The sequence below is a fragment of the Nocardia sp. NPDC055053 genome (genome assembly GCF_053608285.1).
On the sequence record NZ_JBSGVD010000068.1, the window covers coordinates 1 to 14,784 of the forward strand.

The following is a 14,784-nucleotide window of genomic DNA, read 5'->3' on the forward strand; positions in this document are numbered from 1 at the left end:
GTCAGGCACCGTTGCTTGCTCCTTCGTCGACTACGCAACGGCACCTGACCGGCGGGACGGCCGCGACGGCCGCTTCGCGGCCTGCCCCTCCTCGAGGTCGGGGCGTGCGGGGCTGGGTTGTCAGATCACGCCCGGGATCAGGGCTTTGCGGTGCGTCGGGTAGTCGACGAACTTCTCGCGGTACCAGCGGTGCGTCGCGAAGGCGCGCGGCACCAGGTTGCCCGCGGTGATCAGGAAGATCGCTACGCCGGCCAGCGACCAGGTGAGCAGCGCGAACCCGGCCCAGGCGATCAGTTCGCCCAGGTAGGCCGGGCTGCTGACGAACCGGAAGCCGCCGCCGTACGGGATGCGGTACTCGGCGGTGCCGGGGTTGTCCTTGTCGCGCAGATTGCGCACGATCGCCTCGGACCGCACCAGCAGCGCGAATCCGCCCAGATACACGACGAGCCCGATCAGGAACCGCGGGTCGGTGAGCCAGGCGGTGCCGTACTGGTTGTTGTAGTCGTTGCTGAAGAACGCGCCGTTGAGGTAGCCGTGCAGCGAGGTCACGAACACCCCGGCCGCGACCACCGAGAAGTTGAAGCTGCTCTTCTTGCCGGGCACCTGCCGGATCGAGAGCGGGAAGAACCAGCCGCGATTGCCGTAATGCAGCAGCCAGATCGCCGCCAGCACCAGCGGCACCGGTTCGAAACGATCGGGGCCGCTGAGGTAGAACACCGCGAACACGACGGTCGCGGGCAGTTCCATCAACCACCAGCCCAGCTTGGGGTTGAGATTGAAGCCGATCGAGGTCGAGGCGAAGCGGCCGTAGGGGCTCTGCGCGAACAACCCGCCCACGATCACGAACGCGGCGAAGGCGAAGGCGATGGCCAGCACCGTGTCGTAGGTGGCGTTCCCGGTGTACCAGTCCATCGAGATTCCTTTGTCCAACAGCGCGCCGGGCACGATCGCCGACGCAAAACTAGAACACGTTCTATCATGGATCGGGGCAGGGGAACGTGACTATGGAGGACCTACATGCCGTTGGATCGGACCGCTGAAGACCTGCTGGCGGCGGTGCAGGCGTCGCCGCGCGCCGTGGCCGCGCACGACAAGGACACCTGGGTCGGCCTGTTCGTGGACAACGCCGCCGTGCACGATCCCTACGGGGCGCGCGAGCACATCGGCCGGGACGCGATCTCGCGGTTCTACAACGTCTTCATCGCGCCCAACTCCATCGTCTTCCGGGTCGAGCGCGACCTCGTCGCCGGGCGCACGGTGGTACGCGACTTGCACATCGAGACGACCATGTCGACCGGCGCCACCGTCACCGTGCCCATGCACCTGCGCTACGACCTGATCGAATCCGGTGGCGGCTGGCGGATCGCGCGACTGGCCGCGCACTGGGAACTGGCTGTCATGATCCGGCGGCTGCTCGGCAAGGGTCCGTCCGGGCTGCTGGCCGGGTGCAAGCTCGGTCCGCAACTGGTCACCGAGCTGGGCGCCGGTGGGGCGATGGGCATGATGCGGGGCCTGCGCGGTGTCGGCGCGACGGGCAAACGGGTCGTCGGCCGGTTGTTCGGCGCCGCCGCCACGGGCGATGTGGCCGGTGTACGGGACCTGCTCGGTGCGCGGGCGGCGGTGGAGCTGCCCACCGGGCATCCGGTCGGCGCGGCGGAGTTCGCCGAGCTCGCGCGAGACATGGAGTGGGACAAGCTGATCGCCGCCGGGCGCACGGTCAGCGCGAGCGTGCGGATCGGGGCGGCGCGCGGGGTGGCCTTCGTCGACTTCGCGGCCGACTCGCCACGCATCGTCGCCGTGACAGTCTTCCTCGACGGCCCGTTGCCCGGCCGCTAGCCGTGTGTTCCGTCGCCGGGATCGGACCGGTCTGTATCCGTTCGCGCCGAACCGCGGCGATGGCGGTCTCGGCCCGGCCGGTGCCCGGCTCGGGTGCGTGGGCCGATCACGGGCGGTAGGTTGGGGCTCAGGCCGACGTCTGGAGGTTCCTGTGCATCTGCGTGGTGTGGTTCTCCCCGGTGGCGAGGAGCGCGACCTCTGGGTTGTCGACGGCACCGTGACCTTCGAGCCGGTGCGCGGGACCGAAACCCTGTGCCACACAGGGTGGATCGTGCCCGGCCTCGTCGATGCCCACTGCCACGTCGGCATCCGCTACGGCGGCGGCGACGAGACCCGCGACGGCGCGATCGAACAGGCGGAGACCGAACGCGACGCGGGCGCCCTGCTGTTGCGCGACGCGGGCTCGCCGATCGACACCCACTTCATCGACGAGCACGCCGAGCTGCCGCGCATCATCCGCGCGGGCCGCCACATCGCCCGCCCGAGGCGCTACATCCGCGAACTCGGCATCGAACTCGACGACGAACGCGACCTGCCCGAGATCGTCGCCGAACAGGCCCGCTTCGGCGACGGCTGGGTGAAGATCGTCGGCGACTGGATCGACCGATCCGTCGGCGACCTGCGCCCGCTGTGGAGCGACGACATCCTGAAGCAGGCCATCGACGCCGCCCACGCCAACGGCGCCCGCGTCACCGCCCACGTCTTCGGCGAGGACGCCCTGCCCGGCCTGATCAACGCCGGCATCGACTGCCTCGAACACGGCACCGGCATCACCGACGACACCATCGAACTGATGCTCGCCAACGGCACCGCCTTGGTCCCCACCCTGATCAATATCGACACCTTCCCCGGCATCGCCGATGGTGCCACCAAGTTCCCCGTCTACGCCGCCCACATGCGCGACCTGCACCGCCGCGTCCGCGACACCGTCGGCCGCGCCCACGAAGCGGGCGTCCCCATCTACGCGGGCACCGACGCGGGCGGCGGCATCCGCCACGGCCGCATCGCCGACGAGATCGCCGCCCTCACCGGCGCCGGCCTGACGCCCCACGAAGCCCTCGGCGCCGCGTCCTGGAACGCCCGCACCTGGCTCGGCCGCCCGAGCGTCGACGAAGGCGCCCCCGCTGACTTCGTCGTCTACGCCGACGACCCGCGCGCCAACCCCGCCGCCCTCACCGACCCGCAATGGGTCGTCCTGCGCGGCATGGTCGTCAAAACCCCGAACCCCGTCACCGGCCACCGGTGAGCCCCGGCTCCGTCTCGCCGTCAGGTCGGGAAGTACGCGCGAACCGTACGCACTTCGCGCGAAGCGCTGACCAGGCTCATACAGTGGAATCGAGCGGCACGGCCGGTGAACTACCACGTAGTTCGTTGTCCGCCGCGTACCCCTGGTTGACCGCACCAGTTCGGTTCTAGCGAGCGTCAAGCGAACGGGAGATCGGACGGAATGACCATGAGCGCTGAGGTTTCGATGATCCACCCGCTGGGCCCGAAGGCTGTGCAAGACTGGCTCGCCGAAGAGCAGCCGACAGATGGATCTCGACTCGAACTCATCTGGGGGTACCTGCACACGACGCTGCCATCGGGTGGTTCGCATCGGTTCGCCTCGTTCGAGTTGGCCGTGCTGTTGCGCGACACGCTGCGGACGGCTGGCCGATCGGACCTTCAGGTGCTACCCGCAGTCGGAGTGCGTATCAGTACTCCTCTTCGCATCGGCGTGATTCCGGATATCTCCGTCGTCTCCGGCGGGATCGACCACACCAGCTTCGCTGCGGAGGATGTGGTCCTCGCCGTCGAGATCTGGTCGCCCGGCAACACGCGCGCGGAGCGCGATACAAAGATCGCCGTCTACGCGTCGGCGCGAGTGCCGTACCTGTGGATCGTCGAACTCCCCGACGGCAAGCCCGCGCGGTTCTGGGGCTACACGCTGGGAGAGTCCGGCTACCGGCAAGAGGTGTTCGCCACCGACGGCGAATCGACAAAGGCACCCGGCCCGGTTCCGGTCGTTGTCGACACCGCGCAGTTGCGGTGAGGTAGCGCCGTGACGGCGGCAGGCGATTGCAGGCGCGGCGGACCCGTCTGGCACAATGGTCAACCGTCCTTCCTGGACAGTGTCAGCCCGTCTCCGGTTACGTACCGCGCGGCGGTCACACACTCCATGCGCGAAACCGGACCCGCAGACCATGCGGGTCGCCGAATCGCGTGGTGACCAACTATCGAAAGAGGCAGATCAGCATGGCTGTTCGCATCAAGCTCACCCGCCTGGGCAAGATCCGCAACCCGCAGTACCGCGTCGTCGTCGCCGACGCCCGCACCCGTCGTGACGGCCGGGCCATCGAGTCCATCGGCAAGTACCACCCGAAGGAAGAGCCTTCGCTGATCGAGATCGATGCCGATCGCGTGGCGTACTGGCTGTCCGTCGGCGCGCAGCCGACCGAGTCGGTGCAGCGTCTGCTGGAGATCACCGGCGACTGGCAGAAGTTCAAGGGCCTGCCGGGCACCGAGGGCACCCTCAAGGTGAAGGCCGCCAAGCCGTCCAAGCTTGACCTGTTCAACGCCGCGCTGGCCGCCGCCGACAACGAGCCCGTCGCCGAGGCCGTCACCCCGAAGAAGAAGGCCGCCAAGAAGGACGAGGCCGCCGAAGAGGCCGCCACCGAGGCTGCCGAGTAATGACTGCCGTTGTTGCCGATGCTGTCGAACATCTGGTTCGCGGCATCGTCGCCAACCCCGATGACGTCCGCGTCGAGCTGATCACCGGCCGTCGCGGACGCACCGTCGAGGTGCACGTCCATCCTGAGGACCTGGGCAAGGTGATCGGGCGCGGTGGTCGTACCGCGACCGCGCTGCGCACCCTGGTCGCCGGTATCGGCGGCCGTGGGATCCGGGTCGACGTGGTCGACACCGACGCCTAGATGGAACTCGTCGTAGGTCGAGTCGCCAAGTCGCACGGCGTGCGCGGCGAACTCGTCGTCGAGGTGCGCACCGACGAACCGGAACTCCGGTTCGCTCCCGGTGCCACCTTGCACGGCAGGATGCCGAAATCCGCGGCGACCCGTGACTACACCGTGAAGTCGGCCCGGGAGCACTCGGGCCGGCTTCTGGTGTTCGTCGACGGCATCGACGACCGCACCGCCGCCGACGCACTGCGCGGCATGCTGTTCGTCGTCGACAGCGAGTCCCTGCCGCCGTCCGGCGACGAGGACGCCTTCTACGACCACGAGCTCGAAGGCCTGCGCGTCGAGCTCGCCGACGGCACCGTCGTCGGCGAGGTCACCGAGGTGCTGCATTCGGCCGCGGGCGAGCTGCTGTCGGTGCGCGCCGCCGACGACGGTCGCGAAATTCTCATTCCCTTTGTCACCGCCATCGTGCCGACCGTGTCGATCGCCGATGGACTGGTGGTCATCACGCCGCCCGAGGGCCTGCTCGATCCGGAGTAATTCGTGCAACTCGACGTCGTCACGATCTTCCCGGAGTATCTCGAGCCGCTGCGGACCGCGCTGCTCGGCAAGGCCGTCGACAAGGGCCTGATCTCGGTCGGCGTGCACGATCTGCGTGACTGGACCCACGACGTGCACAAGTCCGTCGACGATTCGCCCTACGGCGGCGGTCCGGGCATGGTCATGAAGCCCACCGTCTGGGGCGACGCGCTCGACGCGGTATGCCCCGACGACGCCCTGCTCGTCGTCCCCACCCCGGCCGGTGTGCCGTTCACCCAGGCCACCGCGCAACGCTGGTCCACCGAGAAGCACCTCGTCTTCGCGTGTGGGCGCTACGAGGGCATCGATCAGCGCGTGTTCGACGATGCCGCCCGCCGCGTCCGCGTCGAAGAGGTGAGCATCGGCGACTACGTCCTCATCGGCGGGGAGGCCGCCGTGCTGGTGATGACCGAGGCCGTGGTCCGGCTGATTCCCGGCGTGCTCGGCAATCAGCAGTCCCACCAGGAGGATTCGTTCTCCGACGGTCTGCTGGAAGGGCCGAGCTACACCCGCCCGGTCTCGTGGCGCGGCCTGGACGTGCCGCCGATCCTGCTGTCCGGCGATCACGCCAAGGTGGCCGCCTGGCGCCACGAGCAGTCACTGGAACGCACTCGCGCGCGCAGGCCGGATCTACTGCCGGAGCGGTAACGCCGGTCTATCCCGATGCGGCGCGGGTGGTGATGGCGAACGGGTGCCCGGCCGGGTCCAGCAATACCCGCCAGCGCGGATCCTGTTGCACCGGGGCGGGTTTGGCGCCGATCGCCAGCGCGTGCTGCTCACACAGATCCAGGTCGGCGTCGGCCGCCAGCTCCAGCTGTACCGCGGCGCTGCCCGGCCATTGCGGCGGGAAGTAGTTCTCGACGCGTTGCGCCGCCAGGGTCAATCCCGACGGTATGCGGATACCCACGCTGTGGACGTCGTTCCACAGCACGCGGCCACCGAGCAGCCCGAGGTAGAAGCGGGCGAGGGACTCGGGGTCGTCACAGTCCAGCGAGACGCCGGCCAATTGAAAAGGCTCCGTCATCGGACCGACGGTACCGGTCGGGATGGACGCCGAGATTGTTTTGTCGTAAAGATGTATGGGTATTCATCGCGGTCATTCGTTGTGTCATCGTCCAAGGTGAGGATTGCTCGTTCCATCCGGAATGTGTTCTGTGACCGCGGTACTCGGTGCGACGGGCGCGGCCGACCGGTCACCGCGCCCAAGTGCCCTGGACAAACCGTGCGCCCCTTGGTGATTCGGCGTCCATGGCACCCGGCGCTCCGAGCGCGAGTGAGATGTGAAACGAGCGGCAGCCGGATCGCCGAGCTCGTGCGCGAGTGCTCACAGCCATGGAACTTCGCCCGAGAGCGTGACATATTCCACATCACGGCAGCAGGCGATGACGCCGTGCCAGCGCCACGGCCTCGTGCCGGGTTCGCGCGTCGAGCTTGCTCATCGCCTGCCGTAGGTAGCTCTTGACGGTTTCCGCGCCGAGCGACAATCGAAGCGCCGCTTCCTGATTCGTGCACCCGAGCGCGATCTGCGCGAGCACGTCGAGTTCGCGCCGCGACAGCCGGGGAACCTCGTCCGACGACTCGCCCGCCAGCACACCGGTCAGCCGATCGCACACACCCGAGAGCCGGTCGCGTAGCGCCGCGTCACCGGCGGCGGTCGCCATGGCCCGCAGCTCGGCGTGGATCTCGCGCAATTCCTCGGCGACCGCGGGGGTGGCGGCCGGGGTCGGCGTGGTGAGTTCGAGCATCCTGACCCGTCGATCCACCTCGTCGCGGATCGCGATCTCGGTCGCCAGCCGCCTGCCTGCCTGCACGATCACCTCGGTGGTGCGATCGCCGAGCGGGCTGGCACCGCGGGTGGCCGCGTAGAGCACGGCACGGGGCCGATCGGCCACCACGACCGGAACGGCGACCACCGATCGCAGTCCCTCGCCGCAGACCGGCCCGTCGTAGTGGTGGGTGATCGAGGACGCGCCGCGGTAGTCGGCCACCGCGGCAGGCCGGTGGTGCTCCATCACCTGCCCGCCGAGCCCGGAGGTCCGCAGCACCGACAGGCCGCGCAACCCGGTGGTGATCGTGCCGACGAACTCGGTGAGCAGCAGCGTGTCCTCGTCGACCGGCCCGCCGAAGACCACCGGGACATTCGCCCGCCGCGCCACCCAGCGGATCTCGGCGCGCAGCGCATCGCCGTCGCGGGGACGCAACAGGGAAGTGGCCGGCATCGGTCACCCCTTTTCGGGGGTAGTGGCGAACGTGAGGTGTGCCACATTCTAGGACAGACCTGGTGGCCCGTTGAGGAGAACTGCGATGAGTACCGACCTGGACGCGCGGGTGCGCGACCTGCTCGACTGTTACGACGGACCAGAGGCCTGCGCGGCCGCGTTGCTGTGCGACCGGCATCCGGCCGATCAGGTCGCGTTCACGGTGGTCGAGTCCGATCTGAGCGCGTACGAGCTGACCTACGGCGAACTGCGTGAGCGGTCGGCCCGTTTCGCTGCGGCGCTGGCCGAGCTCGGTGTCGGTCCCGGAGATCGGGTGGCGACGCTGATGGCGAAGTCCGCCGATCTGGTGGTCGCGCTGCTCGGTATCTGGCGCCGCGGCGCGGTGCACGTACCGCTGTTCACCGCGTTCGCGCCGCCCGCCATCGGGTTCCGGCTCGGCGCGAGTCATGCCAAGGTGGTTGTCGCCGATGCCGACCAGGCGCCGAAACTGGGTGTGGGCGAAGACATCCCCGCCGACCCGGAGCGCCGGACGATCGTCGTCGGTGCGGCCGAAGTCCCGAGCGCGCTGTCGTTCGACGATCTCCTCGCCACGCACCGGTCCGACGACCCCCGCGCGGCCCCCGTGGTGGTCGGCGGTGACGGCCTGCTGGTCCAGCTGTTCACCAGCGGCACCACGGGTACGCCCAAGGGCGTGCCGATCCCGGTGCGCGCCCTGGCCTCCTTCCACGCGTACCAGGAGTTCGCCCTGGATGTGCGCCCCGAGGACGTGTACTGGAACGCGGCCGACCCGGGCTGGGCGTACGGCCTCTACTACGCGATCCTCGCCCCGCTGGCGACCGGCGTGCGCAGCCTGCTGCTGCACGCGGGCTTCTCCGCATCACTCACCCTGGATGTGCTGCGCCGCTTCGGCGTCACCAACTTCGCCGCGGCGCCGACCGTCTACCGCGCGCTGCGCGCGAGCGCGGCCCCCGAGGGGATCGCGTTGCGCCGGGCGTCGTCGGCGGGGGAGCCGCTCACGCCGGACGTCGTCGCCTGGTCGGAACGCGCGCTCGGCGTCGCCGTCCGCGACCACTACGGCCAGACCGAACACGGCATGGTCATCTGCCACGCCTGGCACCCCGCCGTCGACCGGCCGGCGCCGCTCGGCTCGATGGGTTCCCAGCTGCCCGGCTGGACCTGTGCGGTCCTGGCCGAGGACGCCGACACCGAGGCCGCGCCCGGCGAGATCGGCCGCGTCGCCATCGACACCGATCACAGCCCGCTGCTGTGGTTCCTCGGCTACCTCGACGCTCCCGAGCGCACCGCGAGCCGCTACACCGCCGACGGCCGCTGGTACCTCACCGGCGACGTGGGCGCCCGCGATGCCGACGGTTTCTTCCGCTTCAGCTCGCGCGACGACGACGTGATCATCATGGCCGGCTACCGGATCGGCCCGTTCGAGGTCGAGAGCGTGCTGGTCCTGCACGATCAGGTCGCCGAGGCCGCTGTCGTCGGGATGCCGGACGAGCTGCGCGGCGAGGTGCTCGAAGCCTTCGTCGTCCTGCGCGACGGCGCCGACGGCAGCGCCGAGCTGGCCGCCGAACTCCAGCAACTGGTCAAGGACAAGTTCGCCGCGCACGCCTATCCGCGGACCGTCCATTTCGTCCCGGGTCTGCCCAAGACCCCGAGTGGCAAGGTGCAGCGATTCGTGCTGCGCGGCAAGGAGATCCGCTGATGACCGAACTGAGCTACGCCTGTGGACTCGCCGACACCCCGCTGCTCGGCGACACCATCGGCGCCAATCTCGACCGCACCGTCGCGGCGCATCCCGGCAACGAAGCGCTGGTCGACCGCCCGACCGGCCGTCGCTGGACCTATCGCGAGCTCGGCGCGGCCGTCGACGCCGTCGCGACCGGACTGGCCGCGCGCGGTATCGCCGCGGGCGATCGGGTCGGGATCTGGGCGCCCAACTGCGCCGAATGGTTCCTGGTCCAGTACGCCACCGCGAAACTGGGCGCGGTCCTGGTCAATATCAATCCCGCCTACCGCACCAGCGAACTCGAGTACGTCCTCGGTCAGGCCGGCGTGCGGCTGCTGATCGCCGCGCCGGAGTTCAAGACCTCGAACTATGTGGCGATGATCGAGCACGTGCGGCCGAATTGCCCTGCCCTGGAACAGGTGCTGATCCTCGGCACCGAGCAGTGGCAGCGGGTGGCTGCCACCGCGCCCGATGCCGCGGGACTGGCCGCGATCGCCGCGACCCTGTCCACCGACGATCCGATCAACATCCAGTACACGTCGGGGACAACGGGTTTCCCGAAGGGCGCGACGCTGAGCCACCACAACATCCTCAACAACGGCTACTTCGTCGGCGAGCTGTGCGGCTACACCGCGGCCGACCGGATCTGCGTGCCGGTGCCGTACTACCACTGCTTCGGAATGGTCATGGGCAATCTCGCGGCGACCTCGCACGGTGCGGCCGTGGTGATTCCGGCGCCGTCGTTCGATCCCGCCGCGACCCTGGCCGCCGTCGCCGCCGAGCGCTGCACCTCCCTCTACGGTGTGCCGACGATGTTCATCGCGATGCTCGCCGAACTCGACGGCGGTGCCACCGCCGACCTGTCGAGCCTGCGCACCGGCATCATGGCGGGCTCGCCGTGCCCGGTGGAGGTGATGAAACGGGTGATCGAGCAGCTGGGGATGGCCGAGGTCGCCATCTGTTACGGCATGACCGAGACGTCGCCGGTATCCACCCAGACCCGCCGCGACGACAGCATCGACCGCCGCACCGCCACCGTCGGCCGGGTCGGGCCACATCTCGAGGTGAAGGTGATCGACCCGGCCACCGGGCGCACGCTGCCGCGTGGCGAGGCGGGCGAGCTGTGCACCCGTGGCTATTCGGTGATGCTCGGCTACTGGGAGCAGCCCGACAAGACAGCCGAGGCGATCGACGCCGCCCGCTGGATGCACACCGGCGACATCGGCGTCATGGACGACGACGGCTACCTCTCGGTCACCGGCCGGATCAAGGACATGGTGATCCGCGGCGGCGAGAACATCTACCCCCGCGAAATCGAGGAATTCCTCTACACGCACCCCGATATCGTCGACGCCCAGGTGATCGGCGTCCCCGACGCGAAGTACGGCGAGGAACTCATGGTCTGGCTGCGTCTGCGCGAGGGCGCCGCCGTCCTCGACAGCGCCGCGCTCCGCGACTTCTGCACCGGCCGCCTCGCCCACTACAAGATCCCGCGCTACGTACACGTGGTCGACGAGTTCCCGATGACGGTCACCGGCAAGATCCGCAAAGCGGAGATGCGGGAACTGGCCAAGGATCTGCTCGCCTGACCTGGGAGTCGGCCGGGTGTCGGGGAAGCGCTGTAGTCTCTGCGGTCGTGACGACAGCGCCCGAGACCGACACAACGACCATCCTCGCCAGCGTGGGCAGGCGGATCGCCGACGAGCTGGGGGTGCGCGAGACCCAGGTCCGCGCCGCCGTCGAATTGCTCGACGGCGGTTCGACGGTGCCGTTCATCGCGCGTTACCGCAAGGAGGTCACCGGCGGCCTCGACGATGCCCAGCTGCGCCAGCTCGACGAGCGGCTCGGCTACCTGCGTGAGCTCGACGAACGGCGCGGCGCGATCATCGAATCCATCCGCGGCCAAGGCAAACTCGACCCGGCGCTGCACCAGCAGATCATGCTCGCCGAGACCAAAGCCCGCCTCGAGGACATCTACCTGCCGTACAAGCCCAAGCGTCGCACCAAGGCCCAGATCGCCCGCGAAGCCGGGCACGAGCCGGTGGCCGACGCCCTGATCGGCGACCCGGCCACCGACCCGGCCGGCTACACCGCCGAACAGCTCGACGGCGCCCGCGCGATCCTCGTCGAACGCTTCGCCGAGGACGCCGACCTGGTCGGTGAACTCCGCGAACTCATGTGGAACCGGGGTCAGGTCACCTCCACGGTGCGCGCGGGCAAGGAGGAGGCGGGCGCCAAGTTCGCCGACTACTTCGAGTTCAGCGAGCCGTTCCACAAGCTGCCGTCGCACCGGATCCTGGCGTTGCTGCGCGGTGAGAAGGAAGAGGTGCTCACCCTGCACCTGGAACCTGACACCGAAGAGCCGGAGCCCGGCGCGCGCACCATCTACGAGGGCCGCATCGCGGTCGCCTTCGGCATCGCCGACCAGGGCCGCGCGGCCGATTCCTGGCTGCTCGACACCGTGCGCTGGGCCTGGCGCACCAAGCTGCAGGTGAGTCTCGGCATCGACACCAGGATGCGGCTGCGGCAGGCGGCGGAGAAGGACGCGGTCGACGTGTTCGCCGCGAACCTGCGCGACCTGCTGCTCGCCGCACCGGCGGGCACCCGCACCACCATGGGCCTGGACCCCGGCTACCGCACCGGCGTGAAGGTCGCGGTGGTCGACGCCACCGGCAAGGCCGTGGCGACCGAGGTCATCTACCCGCACAAGCCGCAGGGCCAGACCGAGAAGTCCCTCGCCGTGCTGGCCGCGCTGGTGGCGCGGTTCGACGTCGAGCTGATCGCGATCGGCAACGGCACCGCCTCCCGCGAGACCGATGCGCTTGCCACCGAACTGATCTCGCGCATCCCCGAGAACAAGCCGACCAAGATCGTCGTGTCGGAGGCGGGCGCCTCGGTGTACTCGGCCTCGGCCTACGCCTCGGCCGAACTGCCCGGCATGGACGTGTCGCTGCGCGGCGCGGTCTCCATCGCCCGCCGCCTGCAGGACCCGCTCGCGGAGCTGGTGAAGATCGATCCCAAGTCGATCGGTGTCGGCCAGTACCAGCACGACGTCTCCGAGACCCTGCTTGCCCGCTCGCTGGGCGCGGTCGTCGAAGACGCGGTGAACGCGGTCGGTGTCGACGTGAACACCGCCTCGGTGCCGCTGCTCTCGCGCGTGTCGGGCGTGTCCGGCTCGGTGGCGGAAAGCATTGTGGCGCACCGCGACCAGAACGGCCCCTTCCGCAGCCGGACCGCCCTGCTCGAGGTTCCCCGCCTCGGCCCCAAGGCCTTCGAGCAGTGCGCGGGCTTCCTGCGCATCCGCGGCGGCGACGACCCGCTCGATACCTCCGCGGTGCACCCCGAGGCCTACCCGGTCGTGCGCCGCATCCTCGAGCACACCGGCCGCCCGATGGCCGAGGTCATCGGCAACACCGGCACGCTGCGCGCACTGCGGCCCGCCGACTTCACCGACGAGAAGTTCGGTGTGCCGACCGTCAGCGACATCATCGCCGAGCTGGAGAAGCCGGGCCGTGACCCGCGTCCGGAGTTCAAGACCGCCGAATTCGCCGCGGGCGTGGAGAAGGTCGCCGACCTGGAGCCGGGCATGGTGCTCGAAGGCGTCGTCACCAATGTGGCCGCGTTCGGCGCGTTCGTCGATGTCGGCGTGCACCAGGACGGCCTCGTGCACGTCTCGGCCATGTCGCACACCTTCGTCAAGGACCCGCGCGAAGTGGTCAAGTCCGGTGACGTGGTGAAGGTCAAGGTCCTCGAGGTCGACGTCGCCCGGCAGCGAATCGGTTTGAGTTTGCGTCTCGATGACGAGCCGGGCAAGCCCGCGCAGGGGGACAATCGTGGTGGCGGCGCACCGCGCGGCCAGGGCCGGGGTCAGGGCCGTCCGCAGGGCGGTCGTGGCCAGAGTTCGGAACGTGGCCAGGCGCAGGGCCGCAGCCAGGCTCAGGGGCGTGGTGGCAACCAGCGCAAGCCCGCGGCCGAGCCAAGCGGATCCATGGCCGACGCGTTGCGCCGGGCGGGATTCGGCAAGTAACTCGACGACAGGGCGGGCGGCATGCTTCGGTGGCTCGAAGACGAAGTGATCGCGCGCGGCCGCCTGCCCCTGTTGTGCTTCCTGCTGGGATTCATCCTCGGTTTCGTGGTCATCCGGATCAGCGTGCGGCTGATCAGGGCGCAGGTGCGGTGGTGGCCCGGCAACATCAAGGCAGGCAGCACCCACATCCACCACATGGTGTTCGGCGTCATCACGGTGCTGCTCACCGGCATCGGGCTGATCGCGACCGCCGAGGACTCCACCCAGGTCACCTCGAGTGTGCTGGCCGCCCTGTTCGGGATCGGCGCCGCGCTGGTCCTCGACGAGTTCGCCCTGATCTTCTATCTGCGTGACGTCTACTGGGAGGAACAGGGCCGCACCTCGGTGGACGCGGTCTTCGTCGCCCTCGCCGTCACCGGCCTGCTGCTGCTCGGCGTGCAACCGGCGACGTTTCTCGACTACGACGACTTCCGGCAGTCGCGCGGGTTCGGCGTCCGCATCGCCCTGTTCGCCACCCTCGTGGTGAATCTGCTGCTGGCCGGGGTGGTGATCGCCAAGGGCAAGATCTGGACCGGGCTGTTCGGCATGTTCTTCACCCCGCTGCTGCTGATCGGCGCCATCCGGCTCAGCCGCCCTGGCGCGCCCTGGGCCCGGTGGCGCTACGGCGACCGGCCCAAGACGATAGGCAGGGCGATCGCCAGGGAGCGGCGGTACCGACGCCCGGTCGTGCGCGCGAAGATCTTCATCCAGGACCTCATCGCGGGTAAACCCGATGTCGAGCACGCCCGCACCGCGGCCGAGGCAGAGTTGCGGCGCACCGTCGTCGCGGCGCCGCCCGCACCGCCACCGCACCCGCATCTGCTGCCGCGCCGCCGGGCCGACGCCACAGCCGACACGTCGGCGGAGGAGTGATCGCGGTCGCCCGATTTCAATCCCGGCTACCTGGTCTGGCACAATAAACCGGTTGCCTTGGACGAGTCATGTCCGAGAGCACTCCTGTTCTGAGCATGAACCGGTCGAGCGCGCGAGTGCCGCCAGGTTCCTCTGTTCGCGCAAAGAATCCGAAAAGGTGGAAAATGAACACCCTTGATTTCGTCGACGAGAAGTCGCTGCGTAGCGATGTCCCCGACTTCCGTCCGGGCGACACCCTGAACGTGCACGTGAAGGTCATCGAAGGCTCGAAGGAGCGCATCCAGGTCTTCAAGGGCGTCGTGATCCGGCGTCAGGGCGGCGGCATCGGCGAGACCTTCACGGTCCGCAAGGTGTCCTTCGGCGTCGGTGTCGAGCGCACCTTCCCCGTGCACAGCCCCAACATCGACCACATCGATGTCGTGACCCGCGGTGACGTGCGTCGCGCCAAGCTGTACTACCTGCGCGATCTGCGCGGCAAGGCCGCCAAGATCAAGGAAAAGCGCTGATCTTGCGGTAGCTGTTCGCAGCACAGAATTTTCCGGTAGCCCGGCGCTCCGACTTCGGTCTGGGCGCCGG

General features: G+C 69.1%; 15 protein-coding genes. 12 read left to right on the forward strand and 3 right to left on the reverse strand.

The features are described 5' to 3' along the window. Positions 1–120: 120 nt before the first annotated feature. Positions 121–912 (reverse strand): 3-oxo-5-alpha-steroid 4-dehydrogenase, encoded by a 792-nt coding sequence (locus tag ACWF82_RS33625; RefSeq protein WP_452507602.1) that lies wholly within the window; start codon positions 910–912, stop codon positions 121–123. Positions 913–1,017: 105 nt separating this feature from the next. On the opposite strand from ACWF82_RS33625, the gene ACWF82_RS33630 reads away from it, so the two are divergent. The 7 genes from ACWF82_RS33630 to trmD all read left to right on the forward strand — a co-directional run bounded on the left by ACWF82_RS33630 (position 1,018) and on the right by trmD (position 5,960). Beyond that, positions 1,018–1,836, forward strand: a complete 819-nt coding sequence (locus tag ACWF82_RS33630) for a nuclear transport factor 2 family protein (protein ID WP_452507603.1) — start codon at positions 1,018–1,020, stop codon at positions 1,834–1,836. Between the two features lie 151 nt (positions 1,837–1,987). Beyond that, positions 1,988–3,082: a metal-dependent hydrolase family protein gene (locus ACWF82_RS33635; protein ID WP_452507604.1), complete on the forward strand. Its 1,095-nt coding sequence runs from the start codon at positions 1,988–1,990 to the stop codon at positions 3,080–3,082. Positions 3,083–3,289: 207 nt separating this feature from the next. Then, the gene (locus ACWF82_RS33640) at positions 3,290–3,868 is read left to right on the forward strand and encodes a Uma2 family endonuclease (protein ID WP_452507605.1); all 579 of its coding nucleotides are present in this window, start codon (positions 3,290–3,292) and stop codon (positions 3,866–3,868) included. A 203-nt stretch (positions 3,869–4,071) separates the two neighbouring features. Then, entirely contained in the window at positions 4,072–4,506 is a 435-nt protein-coding gene (gene rpsP, locus ACWF82_RS33645) for a 30S ribosomal protein S16 (RefSeq protein WP_452507606.1), read from the forward strand. Then, positions 4,506–4,748, forward strand: a complete 243-nt coding sequence (locus ACWF82_RS33650) for an RNA-binding protein (RefSeq protein WP_019048210.1) — start codon at positions 4,506–4,508, stop codon at positions 4,746–4,748. The genes rpsP and ACWF82_RS33650 overlap by 1 nt, the downstream gene beginning before the upstream one ends. Further along, positions 4,749–5,273 carry a ribosome maturation factor RimM gene (rimM, locus tag ACWF82_RS33655; protein WP_452507607.1) on the forward strand — a complete coding sequence of 175 codons (525 nt, stop codon included), beginning with the start codon at positions 4,749–4,751 and terminating at the stop codon, positions 5,271–5,273. Between the two features lie 3 nt (positions 5,274–5,276). After that, on the forward strand, positions 5,277–5,960 hold the full coding sequence (trmD, locus tag ACWF82_RS33660; RefSeq protein ID WP_452507608.1) for a tRNA (guanosine(37)-N1)-methyltransferase TrmD: 684 nt from the start codon (positions 5,277–5,279) through the stop codon (positions 5,958–5,960). Positions 5,961–5,967: 7 nt separating this feature from the next. Here trmD and ACWF82_RS33665 read toward each other — a convergent pair whose 3' ends face one another. Together ACWF82_RS33665 and ACWF82_RS33670 are read right to left on the reverse strand one after the other, a co-directional pair. Next, positions 5,968–6,336 (reverse strand): VOC family protein, encoded by a 369-nt coding sequence (locus tag ACWF82_RS33665; protein ID WP_452507609.1) that lies wholly within the window; start codon positions 6,334–6,336, stop codon positions 5,968–5,970. A 343-nt stretch (positions 6,337–6,679) separates the two neighbouring features. Next, entirely contained in the window at positions 6,680–7,531 is an 852-nt protein-coding gene (locus tag ACWF82_RS33670; protein ID WP_452507610.1) for a response regulator transcription factor, read from the reverse strand. Positions 7,532–7,616: 85 nt separating this feature from the next. Here ACWF82_RS33670 and ACWF82_RS33675 point away from each other — a divergent pair, with 85 nt between their 5' ends. From ACWF82_RS33675 to rplS, 5 genes are all read left to right on the forward strand, one after another. Then, positions 7,617–9,245, forward strand: a complete 1,629-nt coding sequence (locus ACWF82_RS33675) for an AMP-binding protein (RefSeq protein ID WP_452507611.1) — start codon at positions 7,617–7,619, stop codon at positions 9,243–9,245. After that, positions 9,245–10,858 carry an AMP-binding protein gene (locus ACWF82_RS33680; protein ID WP_452507612.1) on the forward strand — a complete coding sequence of 538 codons (1,614 nt, stop codon included), beginning with the start codon at positions 9,245–9,247 and terminating at the stop codon, positions 10,856–10,858. The genes ACWF82_RS33675 and ACWF82_RS33680 overlap by 1 nt, the downstream gene beginning before the upstream one ends. Before the next feature lie 47 nt (positions 10,859–10,905). Beyond that, on the forward strand, positions 10,906–13,296 hold the full coding sequence (locus tag ACWF82_RS33685) for a Tex family protein (RefSeq protein WP_452507613.1): 2,391 nt from the start codon (positions 10,906–10,908) through the stop codon (positions 13,294–13,296). 21 nt (positions 13,297–13,317) lie between these two features. Then, a complete protein-coding gene (locus tag ACWF82_RS33690) occupies positions 13,318–14,208 on the forward strand; it encodes a hypothetical protein (protein ID WP_452507614.1) in 891 nt (296 codons plus the stop codon). 164 nt (positions 14,209–14,372) lie between these two features. Continuing rightward, positions 14,373–14,714: a 50S ribosomal protein L19 gene (gene rplS, locus ACWF82_RS33695; protein ID WP_019048201.1), complete on the forward strand. Its 342-nt coding sequence runs from the start codon at positions 14,373–14,375 to the stop codon at positions 14,712–14,714. Positions 14,715–14,784 lie beyond the last annotated feature (70 nt).